Origin of the sequence: Bacillus sp. REN10 (assembly GCF_016820555.1) — a bacterium.
Lineage (GTDB): Bacteria > Bacillota > Bacilli > Bacillales > Domibacillaceae > Bacillus_CE.
This window is the reverse complement of the sequence record NZ_JADHDW010000001.1, coordinates 275,495-294,879: the sequence shown is the minus strand read 5'-3', so window position 1 is coordinate 294,879 and position 19,385 is coordinate 275,495. Positions and strand designations below refer to the sequence as shown.

15 protein-coding genes, 1 other RNA gene and 2 other annotated features (1 of these 18 cut by a window edge) are annotated in these 19,385 nt (G+C 40.9%); of the genes, 1 reads left to right on the top strand and 15 read right to left on the bottom strand.

The features are described from left to right. Positions 1-24, bottom strand: a binding site (T-box leader) (it extends 190 nt beyond the left edge of the window). A gap of 128 nt (positions 25-152) precedes the next feature. After that, a complete protein-coding gene (locus tag IRB43_RS01440; RefSeq protein WP_203361645.1) occupies positions 153-2,108 on the top strand; it encodes a sigma-70 family RNA polymerase sigma factor in 1,956 nt (651 codons plus the stop codon). A 102-nt stretch (positions 2,109-2,210) separates the two neighbouring features. On the opposite strand, the gene IRB43_RS01435 is transcribed toward IRB43_RS01440, so the two are convergent. The 15 genes from IRB43_RS01435 to secDF all read right to left on the bottom strand — a co-directional run bounded on the left by IRB43_RS01435 (position 2,211) and on the right by secDF (position 19,380). Beyond that, positions 2,211-3,161: an ABC transporter permease gene (locus IRB43_RS01435; RefSeq protein ID WP_203361644.1), complete on the bottom strand. Its 951-nt coding sequence runs from the start codon at positions 3,159-3,161 to the stop codon at positions 2,211-2,213. Continuing rightward, entirely contained in the window at positions 3,161-4,081 is a 921-nt protein-coding gene (locus IRB43_RS01430; protein WP_203361643.1) for an ABC transporter ATP-binding protein, read from the bottom strand. The genes IRB43_RS01435 and IRB43_RS01430 overlap by 1 nt, the downstream gene beginning before the upstream one ends. After that, positions 4,078-4,782: an ABC transporter ATP-binding protein gene (locus IRB43_RS01425; RefSeq protein ID WP_203361642.1), complete on the bottom strand. Its 705-nt coding sequence runs from the start codon at positions 4,780-4,782 to the stop codon at positions 4,078-4,080. The genes IRB43_RS01430 and IRB43_RS01425 overlap by 4 nt, the downstream gene beginning before the upstream one ends. Next, positions 4,775-5,155 carry a GntR family transcriptional regulator gene (locus tag IRB43_RS01420; protein ID WP_203361641.1) on the bottom strand — a complete coding sequence of 127 codons (381 nt, stop codon included), beginning with the start codon at positions 5,153-5,155 and terminating at the stop codon, positions 4,775-4,777. The genes IRB43_RS01425 and IRB43_RS01420 overlap by 8 nt, the downstream gene beginning before the upstream one ends. A 3-nt stretch (positions 5,156-5,158) precedes the next feature. Further along, the gene (locus IRB43_RS01415; protein WP_203361640.1) at positions 5,159-5,935 is read right to left on the bottom strand and encodes a hypothetical protein; all 777 of its coding nucleotides are present in this window, start codon (positions 5,933-5,935) and stop codon (positions 5,159-5,161) included. Between the two features lie 141 nt (positions 5,936-6,076). Next, positions 6,077-6,838 (bottom strand): tRNA threonylcarbamoyladenosine dehydratase, encoded by a 762-nt coding sequence (locus tag IRB43_RS01410; protein ID WP_203361639.1) that lies wholly within the window; start codon positions 6,836-6,838, stop codon positions 6,077-6,079. Positions 6,839-6,986: 148 nt separating this feature from the next. Continuing rightward, positions 6,987-7,176: non-coding RNA, 6S RNA (gene ssrS / locus IRB43_RS01405), on the bottom strand. 67 nt (positions 7,177-7,243) lie between these two features. Continuing rightward, on the bottom strand, positions 7,244-9,019 hold the full coding sequence (gene aspS, locus IRB43_RS01400) for an aspartate--tRNA ligase (protein WP_203361638.1): 1,776 nt from the start codon (positions 9,017-9,019) through the stop codon (positions 7,244-7,246). Position 9,020: 1 nt separating this feature from the next. Continuing rightward, entirely contained in the window at positions 9,021-10,298 is a 1,278-nt protein-coding gene (hisS, locus tag IRB43_RS01395; protein ID WP_203361637.1) for a histidine--tRNA ligase, read from the bottom strand. Positions 10,299-10,378: 80 nt separating this feature from the next. Then, positions 10,379-10,603: a binding site (T-box leader), on the bottom strand. Positions 10,604-10,671: 68 nt separating this feature from the next. Continuing rightward, positions 10,672-11,112, bottom strand: coding sequence for a D-aminoacyl-tRNA deacylase (dtd, locus tag IRB43_RS01390; protein ID WP_203361636.1), 441 nt, complete (start codon positions 11,110-11,112; stop codon positions 10,672-10,674). A 12-nt stretch (positions 11,113-11,124) separates the two neighbouring features. Further along, positions 11,125-13,314, bottom strand: coding sequence for a RelA/SpoT family protein (locus IRB43_RS01385; protein WP_203361635.1), 2,190 nt, complete (start codon positions 13,312-13,314; stop codon positions 11,125-11,127). A 182-nt stretch (positions 13,315-13,496) separates the two neighbouring features. Next, positions 13,497-14,012 carry an adenine phosphoribosyltransferase gene (locus IRB43_RS01380; protein ID WP_203361634.1) on the bottom strand — a complete coding sequence of 172 codons (516 nt, stop codon included), beginning with the start codon at positions 14,010-14,012 and terminating at the stop codon, positions 13,497-13,499. Continuing rightward, a complete protein-coding gene (gene recJ / locus IRB43_RS01375) occupies positions 14,003-16,363 on the bottom strand; it encodes a single-stranded-DNA-specific exonuclease RecJ (protein WP_203361633.1) in 2,361 nt (786 codons plus the stop codon). Before recJ ends, IRB43_RS01380 begins: the two co-directional genes overlap by 10 nt. Positions 16,364-16,500: 137 nt before the next feature. Next, the gene (locus tag IRB43_RS01370; protein WP_203361632.1) at positions 16,501-16,800 is read right to left on the bottom strand and encodes a LapA family protein; all 300 of its coding nucleotides are present in this window, start codon (positions 16,798-16,800) and stop codon (positions 16,501-16,503) included. Positions 16,801-17,115: 315 nt separating this feature from the next. Then, positions 17,116-19,380 carry a protein translocase subunit SecDF gene (secDF, locus tag IRB43_RS01365; protein WP_203361631.1) on the bottom strand — a complete coding sequence of 755 codons (2,265 nt, stop codon included), beginning with the start codon at positions 19,378-19,380 and terminating at the stop codon, positions 17,116-17,118. Positions 19,381-19,385: the final 5 nt, after the last annotated feature.

Sequence of the window (19,385 nt, the reverse complement as noted above, 5' to 3'; positions counted from 1 at the left end):
TACTCTCTTCATCATAGAAATTTTCATTATTTTTTGATATTATATACAATTGTTTTTAAAAGTTCAAATCAATTTTTCTAAATTTTTTCCAAAAAAATAAAACTAAATGAAGCCATTCTTGCTCTTATTTATTGAAAGCGAGGAATAAACCAATGAATGATGATGATTTAGTGATAAAAGCGCAAGCTGGAGATCACCAAGCCTTCCAAAAGCTAATTGAAGACCACCGCTCAACTTTATATCGCTATGCCCGATATTATTCAATAAACGCATATGACGCAGAAGAGCTTGTTCAAGAAACAATTTTTCGAGCTTATGTAGCTCTTCCACAGTTAAGGCATCCGGAACGTTGTGTCAGTTGGATGAAGACCATCATGCTGCGCTACGCCATGTCACTGACGAGTAAGCAAAAAAAACTTGTGGTGAATGATGCTATTGTCCAACACCATTTAGATTCATATACGGCAAGTTATGATGAATCACTTTACTTAAAAGAAGCACTTGAATACTTAGATGAAAAATATCGGCGAGCACTAGTGCTGAAGTATTTCCATGACTACACCCTTCAAGAGATTTCCGACATTCTAGGTTGCCCCATCGGCACAGTGAAAACTCATGTTTACCAAGGTTTAAGTAGACTTAAAAATTATTTTGGAATTGCAGAAGAACATGCAATCGAAAGGAAAATGTACATGCTAAAAGATCAATTAAAACAAAAAGCGCAAGCCATTGGCATCATTCCAACTGACTATGAGCTTGAAATTGAAGATTACCGAGATGAAGAAGCGGATCGTCGTGCTATATTTTTATGGAAAGACCCGAATGATGATGACAGGGGCATTTGGATTGAATTAGACGGTAAGGGGCAATTAATCGATTTAACAAAGGAGGCTTCCTCGAAAAATACTGGAAAATCCTTACCAAATGAACAATTACAGAAGCTTGCCTTGCAATTTGTACTTGATCATTACCCAAATGCACTTGAGCCATTTACCTTAGAAAAAGTTCAAGAAAAAAAGGGTGAAAGATGGCAATTTACATATAGTCAATATGAATTAGAGTTACCACTTCCCCACACAGGGTTCTCTATTACTATTACAAAAAACGGTGAAATTGTGTCCTTTCGTTACTATGGAATCGCAGAGAAAATAGTGCGTCCTAAAAAGATCGTACATAAAGACGAAGCAAAAAAGACGTTATTAGATAAACTGAAAATGGAAACGATGATCACGATTCTTAATGAGGAATTGTATGAAGATGGCGATGATTTGCCCCATCTCGTATTTGAACCGAGCTTGCGATTCCATCAACTATTAGCTGATGGCACAGCCCCAGAATTTGAACGAGTAGAAGAAGAGGATTCCAGAAAATTTGTCCCGTTGCCAAAACTAACGACACCAGCAACAAAAGATATCCATGCTTTTATCGGATTAGATCGATCTAAGTTTCAACAAATTCGCGAGCAAGATATGGGGGATATGATTGGTACGGTGTGGCGAATTAGCGATGAGGAACCTGAACGACCCGATCGTAGTCTGGACGGATTTTTCAAACAAAGAAATGAAAATACACTTAAACTCCTGACACATAAAAATAGCGGACAGCTAAAAAGTGTATGTTCTTTTTTAGAGCGACAAGGATCGCTACAATTAACCCTTGCTGAATGTGAAGAAATTGCCTTGCAATTTTTATATCATCTTTACCCACAGGCTGATAAATATTTCCGGATGAATTCTGAACTAGAGAATGACGAAACAAATGCCTGGTTTCACTTTGAATTGTACCATGGAGGCATTCACATCCAGTTTGGTTTTATCAGCATCACGGTCAATCGAACCACTGGACAGATCGATCATTATCACGGACCTGATATTCACCCTACATTAATCGCTGTTCTCCCTCTCAAACCCACAGTGACTGAGGAAAAGGCAAAAGAATTATTCACGCACTTCTTTGACGTAAAACTGCAATGGCAGAAGGAATACACAGAGGACTCCGAAGATTATTATCAGCTTGTTTACAAGCCTGTGTATCCAAATCTTAAAAGTGAATTAGCGTTTATTGAAGCGGAAAGCGGAAAAGTCATCGTAAAAAAAGGATTATATTAATCAGTAAAGCCTGCTAAACGAAGCAGGCTTTTTAATGATTAAAGACACTGATTTACTGAATTTCAACAAAAAAACACCCCCAGTAAATGGAGGTGCCAAACATTAAGCAGCGACATCTCTTTTCGAGAAAATGAAGAAGGCCAGCGCATGAAAAATAATAAAGTATACAGCGAGAACTGTAATAGAAAAGCCTAATGTCATCCCTTCTACTATCACTCTTCCTGTTTCATATTGCATTAAATCTGTATTAGCAAATAAGGAATACTTGGCCCAATCGTATTTCATTGCGATCATCATCGTAACATTTCCGCCCATAAATAGAAGGAAGAGCGAAATCCCAATCGCTAATGAACTGTTACGGAACGCCGCCGAGATCATAAAGGCCATCGTAGCAATCATAAAAATATCGACTGATCTCAATAAATACACTTTGCATAAATGAAAGAAAAGACTTTGTTCCACCACTTTGCCTCCTTCATAAGCAAGGTGGACTTTTTCGCCATCGGTTCCGAATAAGATGGCTCCGACTAAAGAAGAAAATAAGAATAAAATGCTGATCATTAATAACCCGAATAAAAGAACAGTTACATATTTCGAAAACAGAATTTTCGAACGGCTAAGCGGGCGGATTAACAGCAATTTAATCGTCCCCCAAGTGTATTCACTAGCGACGATTCCAGCGGCAATAATAATCATAAATAAGCCGGCAAACGCGAGAAAAGTAGTGCTATTGTACACAAAGGACCACATCGTTGTTTTCGTATCCAATGGAACATTTTCAGCTAAACGGTAGTCATTAATTTTGATTTCCTCTTGGATTTGTTCTTTTCGATCTTTCGACATATCCGGCATTTCTTGCAATTGTTTTTGCAAAGCGGCTGTATCTGCTTGAACCGTTTCTTCCCACGTTGGCTGCTTTCCTTTTTGTTTGCTTTCATCATATTTCAAATAAGCGGCAAACGCGCTGACCATTAAAAATAATAATCCGATCATCACATATGTGCCAGGTCGTTTGAACACTTTGATCCATTCATTTTGTATTAACCGAAACATTAGACGACTACCTCCTGTTTCTCTGTCATTTCTAAGAATCGTTCTTCTAGTGACTTCGATACTGCTTTCACTTCATAAATGCGAATGCCTCTTTCAGCTAGAAGGATCACAATATCTGGAATTTGCTCTTTGTCACTTTCTATCACAAGACAACCTTCCACAATTTTTGTGTGCCCACCTGGGAAAAATTGCTTCACATATTTCACGGCATCCTCGACATGATTCACTTCAAAGGAGTACATCTCCCTGTCGTCTTCCATCCAATTGTGGACCGACTGTACATCAATGAGTTTTCCTTTTTGAATGATGGCGATTCGATCACACATCATTTCCATCTCGGCTAATAAGTGACTCGATACAATGACAGCTAAGCCCCTCTTTTCTGCTAGCTCTCTCACATGTTGACGAATTTCTTTAATCCCTGCTGGATCTAACCCATTCGTTGGTTCATCCAAAATTAATACTTTCGGATCATGAAGAAGCGATTGAGCAATACCTAATCGCTGGCGCATACCAAGCGAATACGTTTTTACTTTGTCGTGAATGCGATCCGTTAGCCCGACAAACTGCACCACTTCATCAATCTTTTCCTTCGTGATCCCTTTATGCATGCGAGCGTATTGCTGCAAATTTTCATACCCCGATAAAAATTTATACATTTCCGGATTTTCCACAATCGCTCCAATATGCTGAATGGCTTTCTCAAAATCTTTTTGAACGCTATGTCCGCAAATGACGATATCACCTGCTGATAATTTCATTAAGCCAACAATCATGCGGATCGTTGTCGTTTTCCCCGCTCCATTCGGTCCAAGAAACCCAAACACTTCTCCTTTTTGAATAGTAAAGCTAAGCGAATCAATAATTGTTTTCCCTTTGATCGTTTTTGAGACATTCTTCAATTCCACTACTGCAGTCATGATTGCCCCTCCTTCACAAAATTATTTTTCAACCATTGTAAAACGGAGATTCCTTGTTCTTCGCGAAGACTTTCCACATGGCACTGAGCCTTGATCGTTCCTTCTTCAATCACGATCGCTTCATCTAAAATCGGTTCAATCTCAGTGATTTCATGAGTGGTGATAATCACCGTTTGCTTACCGAAATCGATAAACGAAACAAGCCCTTTCACAATGGTGTCGCGCACCATCGGATCGAGACCGATAAATGGTTCATCTAGTAATAAAACAGGCGCTTGCCGAGAGAGAACGAGCAAAAGTTTGAGGCGACCTTGTTGCCCTTTAGATAACTTAGCAATTTTTTGATCGAGATCTAGTTCTAAAAACGCTAGCAACTCCTGCGACTTTTCGATTGAAAAATCCGGATACTGCGAGGAGAAATAGTCTATCATTTGCCTTACTTTTAAGGTAGGATAAATCATTCCTTCACTGGCAAGAAAGGCCACTTCTGAGGCAATGCTTCGATCGACCCGACGGCCGTTGATTAACACGTCTCCTGTTGTTGGGAACACAAGTCCTGCTGCCATTTTCATCATCGTGGACTTCCCGCTACCGTTTGGCCCAAGGATGCCGTACACTTTGCCTTTGTCAAAGGTGAAAGTGATGTCATCCAATGCTTTTCTTCTACCATAATGCTTGGATACATGATGAAACTCAATCATTGTCTCCCTCCTCTCCATTTAAAAATTGTTCAATGGCTTCAGTGATTTCGCTATCCGTTACACCAATCCCACGCATATTTTGAATAAACTGCTGAACCATTTCTTGCTGAATGTTAACTCTTAACTTTTGCTTCATCTCTGCCTGTTCCGTCATAAACGTTCCCTGCCCTCTTTTCGTTTCCACGACGCCCATGCGCTCCAACTCCCCATATGTTCTTTGAATGGTATTTGGATTCACTCCCGACTGAATCGCCATTTCTCGAACAGAAGGGAGCTTTTCACCTGTCTGTATTTCTCCACGGACAAACTGTTGAATAATTCGATCGGCGATTTGACTATAAATCGGTTTCGATGTTTTAAATTCTTCAATCATTGCTTACACCTCAACTTTCCGATCGAGCAGCCAGCAAGATACAATGTATAAACCAGCTATATACAAGAGAGTAAGGAGAATCGACCATACTTGAATGCCACCTGCAGATACAGATATTTGGAACCCAGCTCCCATTAAAGCAGGCTCTAGCCAGTCTTCCACTGAAATGACCCAGCTATTAAGCAACTTTTGAATGATTGGTTGATCAATAAACCAAGAGATCACTGCTTGCATCACAAAGTAAAGAGCAATGATGAGAAGCCAGCGAATTTTCTTTAATGCTGGAAACCCATTGAGCGAATGATAGAGCGACCAAAAAAACAATCCCAAGAAAGTGAAATAAAGAGCCGCCAATAAAATGATTCCATTGAATATAAATCCATTTAAATAAGGAATTTCCTGATTAGATACACCAATGAATTCCACTGGAAATTCAATAAAAAATGAAACTAGCGTCACAACATCGATTAAAACTAATGAAGCGACCGTCACTAACAATGAAATGATTAATTTAGAAAACATTAATTTAGAGGCACTAGCCGTTCCATGCAGCCAATACTGTCCCTTCTCTTCTTGCCTAAGAGCCATCATGATCACAACTGGTAACATTGGTACATGAAGCATATACGCAAAAAATAGGAACACATAAATGTAATCGAAAAGACCTTGAGAAGCAAAAAACGTCGCTCCTCCAATAAAAAGAACCATTTCTGTTACTAACCCGATAAGCAAAAGATCTTTCACTAATAAAAAATCTTTCTTTAATAATCCAAACAGCATTTTGATCCCTCCGTGTATTACTGTACTAGTTACATAGTACACTAGAACAAAATCAATCGTCAACCTTTTTTTCCAAAAAGTTCATCAAACTGGAATTAATCAATAAAAAAAGCCATCCTACAACATGCAGGATGACTCTTATTAATCGTTCACACGAGTGATTGGAATATCTTTCAATTGCTCACGCACAACATAGCTTGCCATAATCAAACCGCAAGTCGATGGCACAAAGGCATTAGAGGCAGGCGGCATTTTCGCTTTACGAATATCCGCATCTTCTTTCCCAACAACTTTACGTACATCTTCACGAATGACAATCGGACTTTCATCAGAAAAGACAACTGGAATGCCCTTTCTAATGCCTTCTTTACGCAAACGTGTACGAACCACTTTCGCAATTGGATCCGTATGCGTTTTGGAAATATCGGTAATTTGGAAACGCGTCGGATCTAGTTTATTCGCCGCTCCCATACTCGAGATGATTGGAATGTTTCGGCTTAAACACTCTTTCATTAAGTGAATTTTATAGGAAATCGTGTCCGAGGCATCGACGACAAAGTCTAAGTCATAGCTAAAAAATTGCTCGTATGTTTCTTCTGTATAAAACATTTTCAACGCAATGACTTCACACTCTGGATTAATATCCGCAATGCGCGCTTTCATCACGTCTACTTTCGGCTGTCCAACCGTTGATAACAAAGCAGGAAGCTGGCGGTTCACGTTCGTAATATCAATGCTGTCTTTATCAACTAACACAAGACGACCTACGCCAGAACGAGCGAGTGCTTCAGCCGAAAACGAGCCTACCCCGCCAATCCCAAGAATCGCTACTGTTGTATTTTTTAATCGATCCAGCCCTTCTTTCCCAAAGGCCAGTTCATTACGAGAAAATTGATGTAACATTACAGGACCACTCCACGTCTTTATATTCTCTTATTTCAGATAGGATTAATCATACTTGAATTTAACCATTCATTCAATATCTTTCCCGATTTTTCGCATGAAAAAACAGCCTCTATCACTAGAGACTGTCGATGTTTCAAAAGAGGGAGTAAGTCCCAATCGTGCCGTCCTATGGATCTATATGTTTTGAACCCGCTCTTCGCAGGTGGGTGTCCTATAATAAGTATTATACGTCCTCAATCCATGGAGGCATGTATGCCACTTAAAAACTCGGACTCCCTAAACATATATTGTTCGGTCAAAACAGATAGTAAACGAAACGAACACATCAGGACTTACTGTTATTGAAGTAATGATAACACATCAATTATTTCATTTCAACTGATTCATTTTCAAAAAATTCAATTACTTCTTCGCTGTTAATCGAACAGATAAGTGTAATTCTTCTAGCTGATTATTGCTTACTTCGCTCGGTGCGTCCATCAATACATCGCTCGCGCTTGCTGTTTTAGGGAACGCAATCGTATCGCGAAGATTTGTGCGACCAGTTAATAGCATTACTAGACGATCTAGTCCAAGGGCAATTCCGCCGTGTGGAGGTGTACCATATTCAAACGCTTCTAGTAAGAAGCCGAACTGCTCTTTCGCTTCCTCTTCCGTAAAACCAAGAAGTTTGAACATTTTCTCTTGAATATCGCGCTCAAAAATACGAATCGATCCGCCGCCTAGCTCATAACCATTTAAGACGATATCATACGCTTGTGCTTTCACCGCTCCTGGGTTTTCGTCCATAATTGCTAAATCTTCCCGAGCTGGCATCGTAAATGGATGGTGCGCCGCATAATAACGGCCGTCATCTTCGTTGTACTCAAGCAATGGCCAATCTGTTACCCATAGGAAGTTAAACTGATTTTCATCGATTAAGCCGCGCTCTTTTCCAAGCTTTAAGCGAAGTGCGCCTAAAGCGTCCGCGACGACTGATTTTTTATCCGCTACAAACATGAGCAAATCACCAGCTGTCGCTTCTGCTGCTGCTGAAATTTGCGCTAGCTCTTCCTCAGTGAAGAATTTAATGATTGGCCCTTTTAAACCATCTTCCTCCACTTTCATCCAAGCAAGGCCTTTCGCTCCGTAAATCGCCGCAAATTCTGTTAAGTGGTCGATATCTTTACGGGAGTAGTCGATGCCGCCACCTTTGACGTTAATCATTTTCACTTGACCACCGCTTGATGCTGTGCTTGCGAACACTTTAAAGCCTGAATCTTTGACGATCTCAGATACATCAATTAGCTCCATTCCAAAGCGAGTATCTGGCTTATCTGAACCAAAACGACTCATCGCCTCATCATAAGACATTCTCGGGAAAGCTTCTGTGATTTCTACACCTTTCACACGTTTCATAATGCGCTTTAACATTTCTTCCGTCATCGCCATAATATCTTCTTGACTCATAAAGCTTGCTTCGATATCGATTTGCGTAAACTCCGGCTGACGATCTGCACGTAAATCTTCATCACGGAAGCAGCGAGCGATTTGATAGTAACGGTCAAATCCAGATACCATTAACAATTGCTTGAAAATTTGTGGCGATTGCGGCAATGCATAAAACTCGCCCTCATGCACACGACTTGGCACTAAATAATCACGTGCGCCTTCTGGTGTACTTTTCGTTAAAATCGGTGTCTCCACATCAAGGAAGCCATTTTCATCTAAATAATCACGCATCGTTTTTGTAATGTCACTGCGCATTTTGAATGTTTCATACATCACTGGACGACGAAGATCTAGGTAGCGGTATTTTAAACGAATATCTTCTGACACGTCTGTATCATCTTCAATCATAAACGGCGGTGTCTTTGCTTCGCTTAAAATCGTTACTTGTTCTACTTCGATTTCAATTTTTCCCGTCGCAATATTATCATTCACTGTGCTCTCATCACGCGCAATGACCGTACCTTGAATATCAAGTACGTATTCATTACGAATCTTTTCAGCTAATGCCAATGCTTCTGCTGATGTTTTTTGGTCAAAGACGATTTGCACAATGCCAGTGCGGTCACGAAAATCGATAAAGATGACGCCACCTAAATCTCTTCGGCGCTGTACCCACCCTTTTAATGTCACCTTTTCTCCAATGTGCTGTTCATTGATTTCTCCACAATAATATGATCTACCAAACATGTTATTTTTCCTCCATCATTGTTTTCAATACATTGACTAATTGATCCAGCGCGACTTCTTGCTGTTCACCAGTTTGCATATCTTTTACGTTTATTTTATTTTCTTTCAGCTCATCTTCTCCAAGAATCGCCACGAAGCGAGCTTGCATGCGATCCGCCGCCTTAAATTGAGCTTTCATTTTGCGGTCTTGATAATCTCGTTCTGCACTCATGCCTGCCTGGCGCAAGTCATGCAATAGCTTCACGGTGTAATCCTTTGCTTCCTCTCCGAGAGAAACGAGATAACAATCGAGACTACTCTCTAGCGGCCAATCGATGCCTTCTGCTTCAATTGCGGCAATTAACCGCTCAATACTGAAGGCAAAGCCGATCCCTGGAACATCTGGTCCACCTAATTGGCTCACTAATCCATTGTAGCGGCCGCCTCCACATAACGTTGTGATGGCTCCAAACCCTTCTGCATTACTCATTACTTCAAACGCTGTGTGATTGTAATAATCCAGCCCGCGAACGAGTGTAGGGTCCACAACGAAGTCAATTTGTAACGCTGTTAAGTACTTCTGTACCTTTTCAAAATACGCGCGCGAGTAATCATTTAAGTAATCAAGAATCGAAGGCGCTGTTGCCATTAATTCATGATCACGGTCCTTTTTACAATCAAGAATACGCAGCGGATTCTTTTCTAAACGGCTTTGGCAATCACTACAAAACTCACCAATTCTCGGCTGAAAATGCTGAACGAGCGCTTCTCTATGAGCGATTCGACTTTCGGCATCTCCTAAAGAGTTCACCACTAATTTAATTTGCTTTAATCCAGCCTCTTTGTAAATATCCATCACAAGAGCTAATACTTCCGCATCAATGGCTGGATCCTCACTTCCAATCGCCTCAATGCCGAATTGCACAAACTGGCGATAGCGGCCAGATTGTGGACGCTCATAACGAAACATCGGGCCATTGTAAAATAGTTTGACTGGCTGATTCGGATCACCAAACATTTTATTTTCAACAAATGAACGAACAACCGCTGCTGTTCCTTCCGGGCGAAGAGTCAAACTGCGTTCGCCGCGATCTTCAAACGTATACATTTCCTTTTGAACGATGTCCGTCGTATCTCCTACACCTCGTTGAAATAATTCTGTATGTTCAAAAATCGGCGTCCGGATTTCTTTATATTGATACTTGCGGCATACTTCTTTCGCAATTTGCTCCACGTATTGCCACTTCTCTACCGTTCCAGGTAAAATATCCTGCGTGCCGCGTGGAATTTTTACACTCACTGTCATTTCCTCCTTTATTTGAACGCTCTAATGAGCCAGCAGGCGTTTTTTTCCAAAATAAAAAACTCTCATCCCTAAAGAAAAGGGACGAGAGTTTGATTCCCGTGGTACCACCCTAGTTAAAGCTAATCATCTAGCTTTCACTTTTCCAGTTAACGCCTGCTACACGTTTTCCCCTACTGTGATGTTCAAGGAAAAACCTAAGGAGTGTTCGTTCATTAAGTCGCAACAAAAATGCTTTCAGCCAAGGCATTTTTTCTCTGCAGAAGCGGGTCTTAACTACTTTTCTCCCTCAACGGTTGACTCATTTACTTTTCGTAATGCTCCTATTATAAAAAACTTTATATAGGCATTCAAGTTTCTTTTTCAAGATTTACTTACTTTCTACAATTAACGTCACTGGTCCATCATTGACAAGAGACACATCCATCATCGCTCCGAACACACCTGTTTCAACATGAACGCCTTTTGCACGCAATGTTTCGTTAAACAAATCATATAGATGTTTCGCTTGTTCTCCTTTAGCTGCCGCCATAAAGTTAGGACGGCGCCCTTTCCGACAATCACCATAAAGAGTAAATTGGGAGACTGATAAAATCGAACCACCCACATCCAGCAAGGAATGATTCATCTTCCCTGCTTCATCCTCAAAAATGCGCAAATGAATGATTTTATCGGCTAAATAATCGATATCCTCTTCGCTATCTTCATGAGTCACACCCACTAGCAAAACAAGTCCGCTCTCAATTTGGCCAACCGTCTCGCCGTCCACTGTAACCGACGCTTTTTTACTTCGTTGCAAAACTACTTTCATGCTCTAACACCCTTAATTTAAAATTCTGCGTACGGAATAAATATCCGGAATTTGTTTGATTCGCTCGACCACTTTATGAAGATGGCTAATATTATGAATATAAATGGTCATATCGATCTTCGCCACCTTATTGCGATCCGACCGTCCAGAAACAGCGGAAATATTTGTTTTCGATTCACTCACCGCCTGCAACACTTCATTTAACAGGCCTTGACGGTCATAGCCGGAGATTTCAATTTCCACCATATATTCTTTCTGATGATCGGCTCCGCCTTCCCATTCGACTGGGATCAACCGGTTGGACGCTTCTTCATCGATAATATTCAAACAGTCCGACCGGTGAACCGACACTCCTCGGCCTTTTGTAATATAACCAACGATATCGTCCCCTGGCACAGGGTTACAGCAACGGGATAGACGAATAAGTAAATTGTCGACACCTTTCACCGTAACGCCGGAGCTTTTCTTATTCGATGATATTTGCGGCTTTAACTCTTTCATCGATTCTTGAACAGCGGCCTCTTGATCACGCATTTTCCGCAGCTTTTCTGTTAAGCGGTTCACCACTTGAAGCGCAGTAATTCCGTTATAACCGACTGCTGCATACATATCTTCCTCATTGGAAAAATTGAATTTTTCCGCTACCCGCTTCACATTTTCAAGCGTAATGACCTCTTTTACATCGAAGCCCATATTTTTAATTTCCCGCTCGACTTGTTCGCGGCCCTTTTCTACGTTCTCTTCACGGTTTTGCTTTTTGAAAAATTGTTTAATTTTATTTTTCGCTTGTGAAGTTTGCGCCATCTTCATCCAGTCTTTGCTTGGCCCATACGAATGTTTGGACGTTAAAATTTCGATAATATCGCCTGTTTTTAATTTATAATCTAGCGTCACCATTTTCCCATTCACTTTTGCCCCGATCGTTTTATTGCCAATTTCAGAATGGATGCGATAAGCAAAGTCAAGTGGAACAGAGCCGGACGGCAGCTCGATGACATCTCCTTTTGGAGTAAAAACGAACACCATATCAGAAAATAAATCAATCTTTAATGATTCCATAAATTCTTCCGCATCGGCTGAATCATTTTGATATTCTAAAATCTCACGGAACCACGTCATTTTTTTGTCAAAAGAGGCCTTTTCATCCATCGTGCGCCCCTCTTTATATGCCCAGTGAGCAGCCACCCCATATTCAGCAATTTGATGCATCTCCGTCGTCCGGATTTGCACTTCTAACGGATCACCTTTAGGTCCAATGACGGTCGTATGGAGCGATTGATACATATTCGTCTTCGGCATGGCAATGTAATCTTTAAACCGACCCGGCATTGGCTTCCAGCATGTATGGATGATGCCAAGCACCGCATAACAATCTTTAATACTATCAACGATGATTCGCACCGCTAATAAATCATAAATCTCGTTAAACTGCTTATGCTGAAGAGCCATTTTTCTGTAAATGCTGTAAATATGTTTTGGACGGCCTGATAAATCAGCTTTAATATCTAAATCGTTTAGACGATCTCTTACTTCATCAATGACCTCTTCTAAATATAGCTCCCGTTCCGCTCGCTTTCGTTTCATTAAATTCACAATTCGGTAATATTGCTGCGGATTTAAGTAGCGAAGGGCCGTATCTTCAAGCTCCCATTTAATTTTAGAAATCCCTAAACGGTGAGCTAACGGTGCAAAGATCTCTAACGTTTCATTGGAGATTCGCCGCTGTTTCTCTTGAGGCAAATGCTTTAATGTCCTCATATTGTGCAAGCGGTCAGCCAGCTTAATTAAAATCACGCGAATATCCTGCGCCATGGCGACAAACATTTTCCGGTGATTTTCTGCTTGCTGTTCTTCCTTTGATTTATATTTAATTTTCCCGAGTTTGGTCACACCGTCTACAAGCATCGCTACTTCTGCTCCAAACTCTTTCTCCATATCTTCAAGTGTCACATCTGTATCTTCTACTACGTCGTGCAAAAAACCAGCAGCTACAGTCGCTGGATCCATCTCTAAGTCAGCTAAAATTCCCGCCACTTGAATCGGATGAATAATATACGGTTCACCTGATTTACGATACTGCTCTTTATGCGCTTCCTGTGCATATATATAAGCTTTCCGCACAAATTCTACATGTTCTGGGTTTAAATACACGCTCGTTCGTTCAATCACTTGTTCGGCGGTTAGCACCCGATCATTCGCCATATGTTTACTCACCTTTGCCATGTTTAAAGTATTTTTCTTTTCAAAAAGAATCTAATTGTTCCTATTATCGAAAAAAACAGAAGAGATGTAAAGTCATCTTGCACATTTTCTAAAAAAACAATCAAAGTTGTTTCACGAAATCTCTATATAAAAAATGGACACAGAAAGTGCCCATTTTCTTATTACTCATATGGAATCAGCGTTAAAACCTCATAACCGTCTAATTTACTGCGTCCATTTAAATATTCAAGTTCGATTAAGAAAGCAATGCCGGCTACTACACCGCCCAGCTGTTCGACTAACTGAATCGTTGCTTCAATCGTTCCACCTGTGGCTAACAAATCATCCGTGATTAATACGCGTTGGCCCGGCTTGACAGCATCTTTATGAATCGTCAGTACATCTTTTCCATACTCCAAACCATATTCCACTTTCACTGTTTCACGGGGAAGCTTCCCTTCTTTTCGAACAGGCGCAAAGCCAATACCTAAAGAATAAGCCACCGGACAGCCTACGATAAAACCGCGCGCTTCAGGGCCTACAACTAAATCAATTTGTTTTTCTTTTGCATACTCTACAATTTGATCGGTTGCATAGCGAAACGCTTCTCCATTCTCCATTAATGGCGTAATATCTTTAAATTTAATTCCCGGCTTTGGCCAATCGGGAACAATTTTAATGAACTGTGTTAAATCCATGTGTCAACTTCCTCCTTATTATCGACAGACAAACGTTCTTCCAACCAATCTCTTAATTCTTGGTAGGAAGAATACAGCAGTTTATTTTCTAATTCTAACTGCATTTTCTTATTTTGATAAGACGGTGAATCCGTTAAGCTGCGCTTAGCAGATGTTGAATCTAGCTGAATGACTCCATTGTTTATTGTAACAAATTCTAACTCAGAAAACACTTTTGACATAAAATCAATCGTTTCTATCGACCAGCCACGATGTTTAGCTAGTTCGTTTCCGTATCGATTTAAATCAAAGCTTTTTCGTTGCATTAAAAATGCATAAAACCATTTAAAATGATCTCGCGTTGGCATCGTACTGAAGAAATGAGAATCTTTCTGATGAAAATGAACGTAAATCCGATCCGGTTGTCCATTTGCCAGCAAGACTTCCATTAGTCGCACAGAAGATGGCATGTCCACCAAAACAATATTTTTTTGATCAATGATGACTTGCTTCGCTTCTTCTAGTTTGTTGATTTCAACGATTTCTGTTTGCCATCGCCCTAGATTTAGCTCTTTAATCGTCTCTTTATTGAACACGATCAGCACCCGATCTTTAGGCACTTGTTCAAGCCACTTGTCAAATTGCCGATGACCGCGCGCATCAAACAGCTGCCATGCGTCCACTCGAAGATCTTGCAAAAAGAGCTGAGGCTTGCGAATATTATTCCACTCATTTACCGCCAGTTCCCCAATGACAGAAACCTTTGATAATGGCGCAATATGATCGGCATAATGTCCTAACCCAAAGCCAATGCTATCAAGCGATGTCTCGTGATATTCCAGCTGCAGCTTCAAATGGGTCTTATCGGAACCAATTTTGCGCATAGAGGAAAGTCCAACTTCTTCAATCAGCACTTTCGGTTTAGGGTTAGCCATGCCATAAGGAGCAAGCGCCTCCAGCTGTTCCACCACCTCTAAATCGACCTCTTCTAGCGGCACAGCTAAATCAAGCTCGGTGACTGGAATGAAATCCTCTGCTGTTAGCTGCTCTTTCGCTAATTGACAAAGCCTTGACCTCAACTCGTCCACATCGGAAATTTGAAGCGTCATCCCAGCAGCCATCGGGTGTCCGCCAAAATGCGGAAGCAATTCACGGCAAGTCGATAAGTTTTTAAATAAATCATATCCTGCAATACTTCTGGCGGATCCTTTTGCTAGTTTCGTTTCTGGATCAAAGCTCAACACAATCGTCGGCCGATAAAATTTTTCAACGAGCCTTGAGGCGACAATACCGATAACGCCTGGATTCCACTTTTCTTTTCCAATTACAAGCACCGGATACTCTTCTAGTGGATACTGCTCTTCCACCATCGCTAATGCCTCTTCTGTAATGTCATTGACAATCGCTTGGCGCTCTTTATTCATCGCATCAATTTCTTTCGCTAACTGTTCTGCCGTCTCTTTCTCTTCTGTTAACAGTAATTCCACCGCTGGATCTGCATCTGACAGTCTTCCTACCGCATTAATACGCGGAGCAATCATAAATCCTACCGTTTCTTCATTGATCGCTTCTTTTTTCGTCGCCGTCAATTTACATAAAGCTTCAATACCAGGGCGGGTCGTTTGCTGTAGCTTTTTCAAACCAGCTTTCGCGATTGTTCGGTTCTCTCCCTGTAATGGAACAAGGTCAGCAATCGTGCCAATCGCCGCTAAATCAAGAAGATGCTCTGGCACATAGCCATACAGAGCATGGGCCACTTTAAAAGCAACCCCGACACCAGCTAAATAGCCAAATGGGTAGTCTCCCTCTGGATGCTTAGGATGGATGATCGCCAACGCTTCCGGCAGTTCCGGACCAGGCTCATGATGATCCGTAATAATTAAGTCAACCCCAAGCTCCTTCGCAATTTTCGCTTCTTTGACAGCAGCAATTCCTGTATCCACTGTAATAATCAAGCGGAACCCACTATCATGAGCCCAGCGAAACGCTCCCTCATTTGGTCCGTACCCTTCTGTAAAACGGTTGGGAATATAGAATTCAACATTCGCGCCTAAATCTTGTAAAGCCGTCATCATGACGGATGTACTGCTGACTCCATCGGCATCATAGTCACCAAAGATAAGAATCGGTTCATCCTTTTCGATCGCCGTTCGAATTCGCTCAACAGCTTCCGCCATTCCTGTTAATAAAAAAGGATCGTGAAAGTCTTTGCCCTTATCAAATAAAAAATCCCGGGCAGACTCTTCATCCGTCATGCCACGGTTTATAAGCAAGGAAGCCAACAATGGGCTAATCGCTAGTTTCTTACATAGTCGATCTCGCATTTCTTCGTCCGTTTGCCGAACAATCCAGCGGGTTTTTGGTTTTAACATATCGTCACCCCTCAACCTTTTTATTATACAAGAGGGAAAATCGGGTTTCAATGCACAGAATTTGTTTCCTATCGAATCATATGGATGAAGAGAAATGTCATTAAATTATATTTCTGCCTGAGCATGAAAAAAAGACCTTATTTCAGGTCTTTTTGATCAACTTCCTGATGAGTTGCATCATTTAATCTCTTTTTCAATGCTTCCACTTCGCTGATTAACACTTTATTCTGTTTTTTCAATCCTATCGTTCGGAACACGCTTAACGAAGCAGAAATGATTCCACCCATTAAAACAGAAAAAAGAATGACGAGCACGAGTGGCCAATCCGCCTGACCAAACAAATAGTTAACCGTTACCGGGTCTACGTTAATAACAGCAAAAATAGAAATGATAAGTGCAAAAAACACACCTAATAATAAATTAAATTGTCCTTTCATCCTTTTCCCTTCCTTTAATAAAAAATAAATGCTAATTGCACCTGGAATTGTACCATACCCATATAACAATGAATATAATCTAATATGTTAAAATTTTAACCATTATATTGATTGATCCATATAAAAACGCGTTCAAAGATTTCTCCCTTTGAACGCGTTTTTTGCCGAGCCTGAACGTCCGCTTTCGCTTTTCTTTGTCTAGCTCCAGCGGACAGGCTCTCGGTCATAAGTTGTCTCGCCTATGTGGCAAAGAACGCCACTTCGGCAATCCACCTTATGACTGCCGAGCCTGAACGTCCGCTTTCGCTTTTCTTTTTACACTTGCGGTTCGTCGCTCCATTGTTTTTTCTCTTTATACGTAATGAGTGTGCCCTTTTTCTTCAATTCTTTCTTCTTCCATACGAGCCATAATTGAGCGGCGATGAATAGGGAAGAGTATGTTCCAGAAATCAGACCTACTAATAGCGCAATAGAGAAGTTCAAGATCGAACTGCTTCCTAACACAAGCAATGCGATAACCGTAATAACGACTGTCAATACCGTATTCACGGAGCGCGTTAATGTTTGACGCAAACTGCTGTTCACGATATCTTCTAGTTCTTGTTCGGTTTTGATTTTTCGTTTTTTTGCTAAATTCTCACGCATCCGGTCAAACGTGACGATGGTATCATTGATCGAGTAACCGACAATCGTTAAGACTGCTGCAATAAAGGTAATGTCTACTTCCAAACGAGTTAAACTGAAGAAAGCAACAATGAAAAAGGCATCATGCAACAAGGCGATAATCGCGCCTAAAGCCATGTATATCTCAAATCGAAGCGTAACATATAACACGATTCCCACAGAAGCGATCGCTAATGCTTTCATCGCATTTTTGGCTAATTCCTTCCCAACGACCGGTGATACCGTGCTAATGCTCGGTTCGTTGCCATACAGTTTCGCAAAATGATCCTTTACTTGAGCAACTTCTTTTTGCGACAGAGCTTCTTTAAATCGAGCAACTCCCACATCTTTTTGTTCACCAGAAATAACAATGTCTTCTGTTGTTAAATTCATTTTTTCTAATTCTGTTTGAATCACTTCTTCTGTCAATGGTTTATTTGCCATAATTTCCATGCGCGTTCCACTTGAGAAATCAATGCCAAGGTTTAAACGGAACACACTTAGCACAATCATTCCAGCAATGATCGCTACAATCGAAGCAGTAAAAAACTTACGATGGTGTTTCACGAAATCGAAGCGATCAAATTTCGTTGGTAAATCAAGCGTATCATAGTTTTCACTAATGTCTTTAATATCTTTTTTATTGACGCCAAACCAACCTGGCTTACTTTTAAACAACTCGCTTTGAACGAATAAGCCAAGAAGAAGACGCGAGCCCCAAATGGCTGTAATAAAGCTGACAATGATACTAATAATGAGCATTGTCGCAAACCCTTTAACCGAGCTTGTACCGAAATAAAACAGAACCGCCCCTGCTAAAATCGTTGTGAGGTTTGCATCTAAAATCGTAAAGAAAGAGTTTTTATTTCCTTCTTTAAACGCCGCTTTAATCGAACGTCCTACTTTAATTTCCTCTTTAATTCGCTCATACGTAATAATATTGGCATCAACCGCCATACCGACCCCGAGGATGAGGGCGGCAATACCAGGCAAGGTGAGTACCCCGTTCATCCAGTCAAACACTAATAGGATTAAATAAATATAAACAGACAACGTAATGGTTGCTACAAATCCTGGCAAGCGATAATAGAGAATCATGAATAAGAAAATAATCGCCACGCCCACAATTCCGGCAAGCACTGTCTGATCAAGCGCTTTTTCTCCGAAAGAAGCCCCAACCGAAGTAGAATAAATCTCGTCTAATTTAACTGGTAAAGCACCAGCCTTTAAAATCGAAGCCAGATTTTTCGCTTCTTCTAAAGTAAAATCCCCTGTAATACTCACTTCGTTTGTGTCAAATACTTCTCCAACCGTCGCTGCAGAAATAAATTTCGGATTTTTCTTTTGAGCTTCCTTTATATAGGAATCTTTACCTTCTTCAAAGTCTAGCCAAATGACCATCTGGTTCATCGGCGCTAACCCTAAAATATGTTCCGTTACTTCTTTAAACTTTTTCTTATCCTTTAGCTTCACCGCTACACTCGGTTTCCCATTTTGGTCAAATGACTGCTTCGTTCCATTCCGAACAATATCTTGTCCGTCCATCATCAGCTTATCATTGACATCTCGGAAACTTAAGTTTGCTTGAGTGGATAAAAGCTTGCGCGCTTCATTTTGGTTCTCCACCCCTGCAAGCTGCACGCGAATGCGGTTGCCTTCTTCTACTTGAATGTTCGGCTCACTGACCCCCAACACGTTTATCCGCTTATCCAGCGCATCGACGGTATCAGCCACCACATCCTTGGTGATTTTCTGCCCTTCTTTCATCGGCTTTACTTCATAAAGGACTTCAAATCCGCCTTGAAGGTCTAAACCAAGCTTAATATCCTTTACAATATCCTTCGCCGTAAGCCCAATGGTACTAGCAAGTAATAGCACAATGAGAAAAAAGGCTACGATCCGGCTGCGTTTTACCATTATGT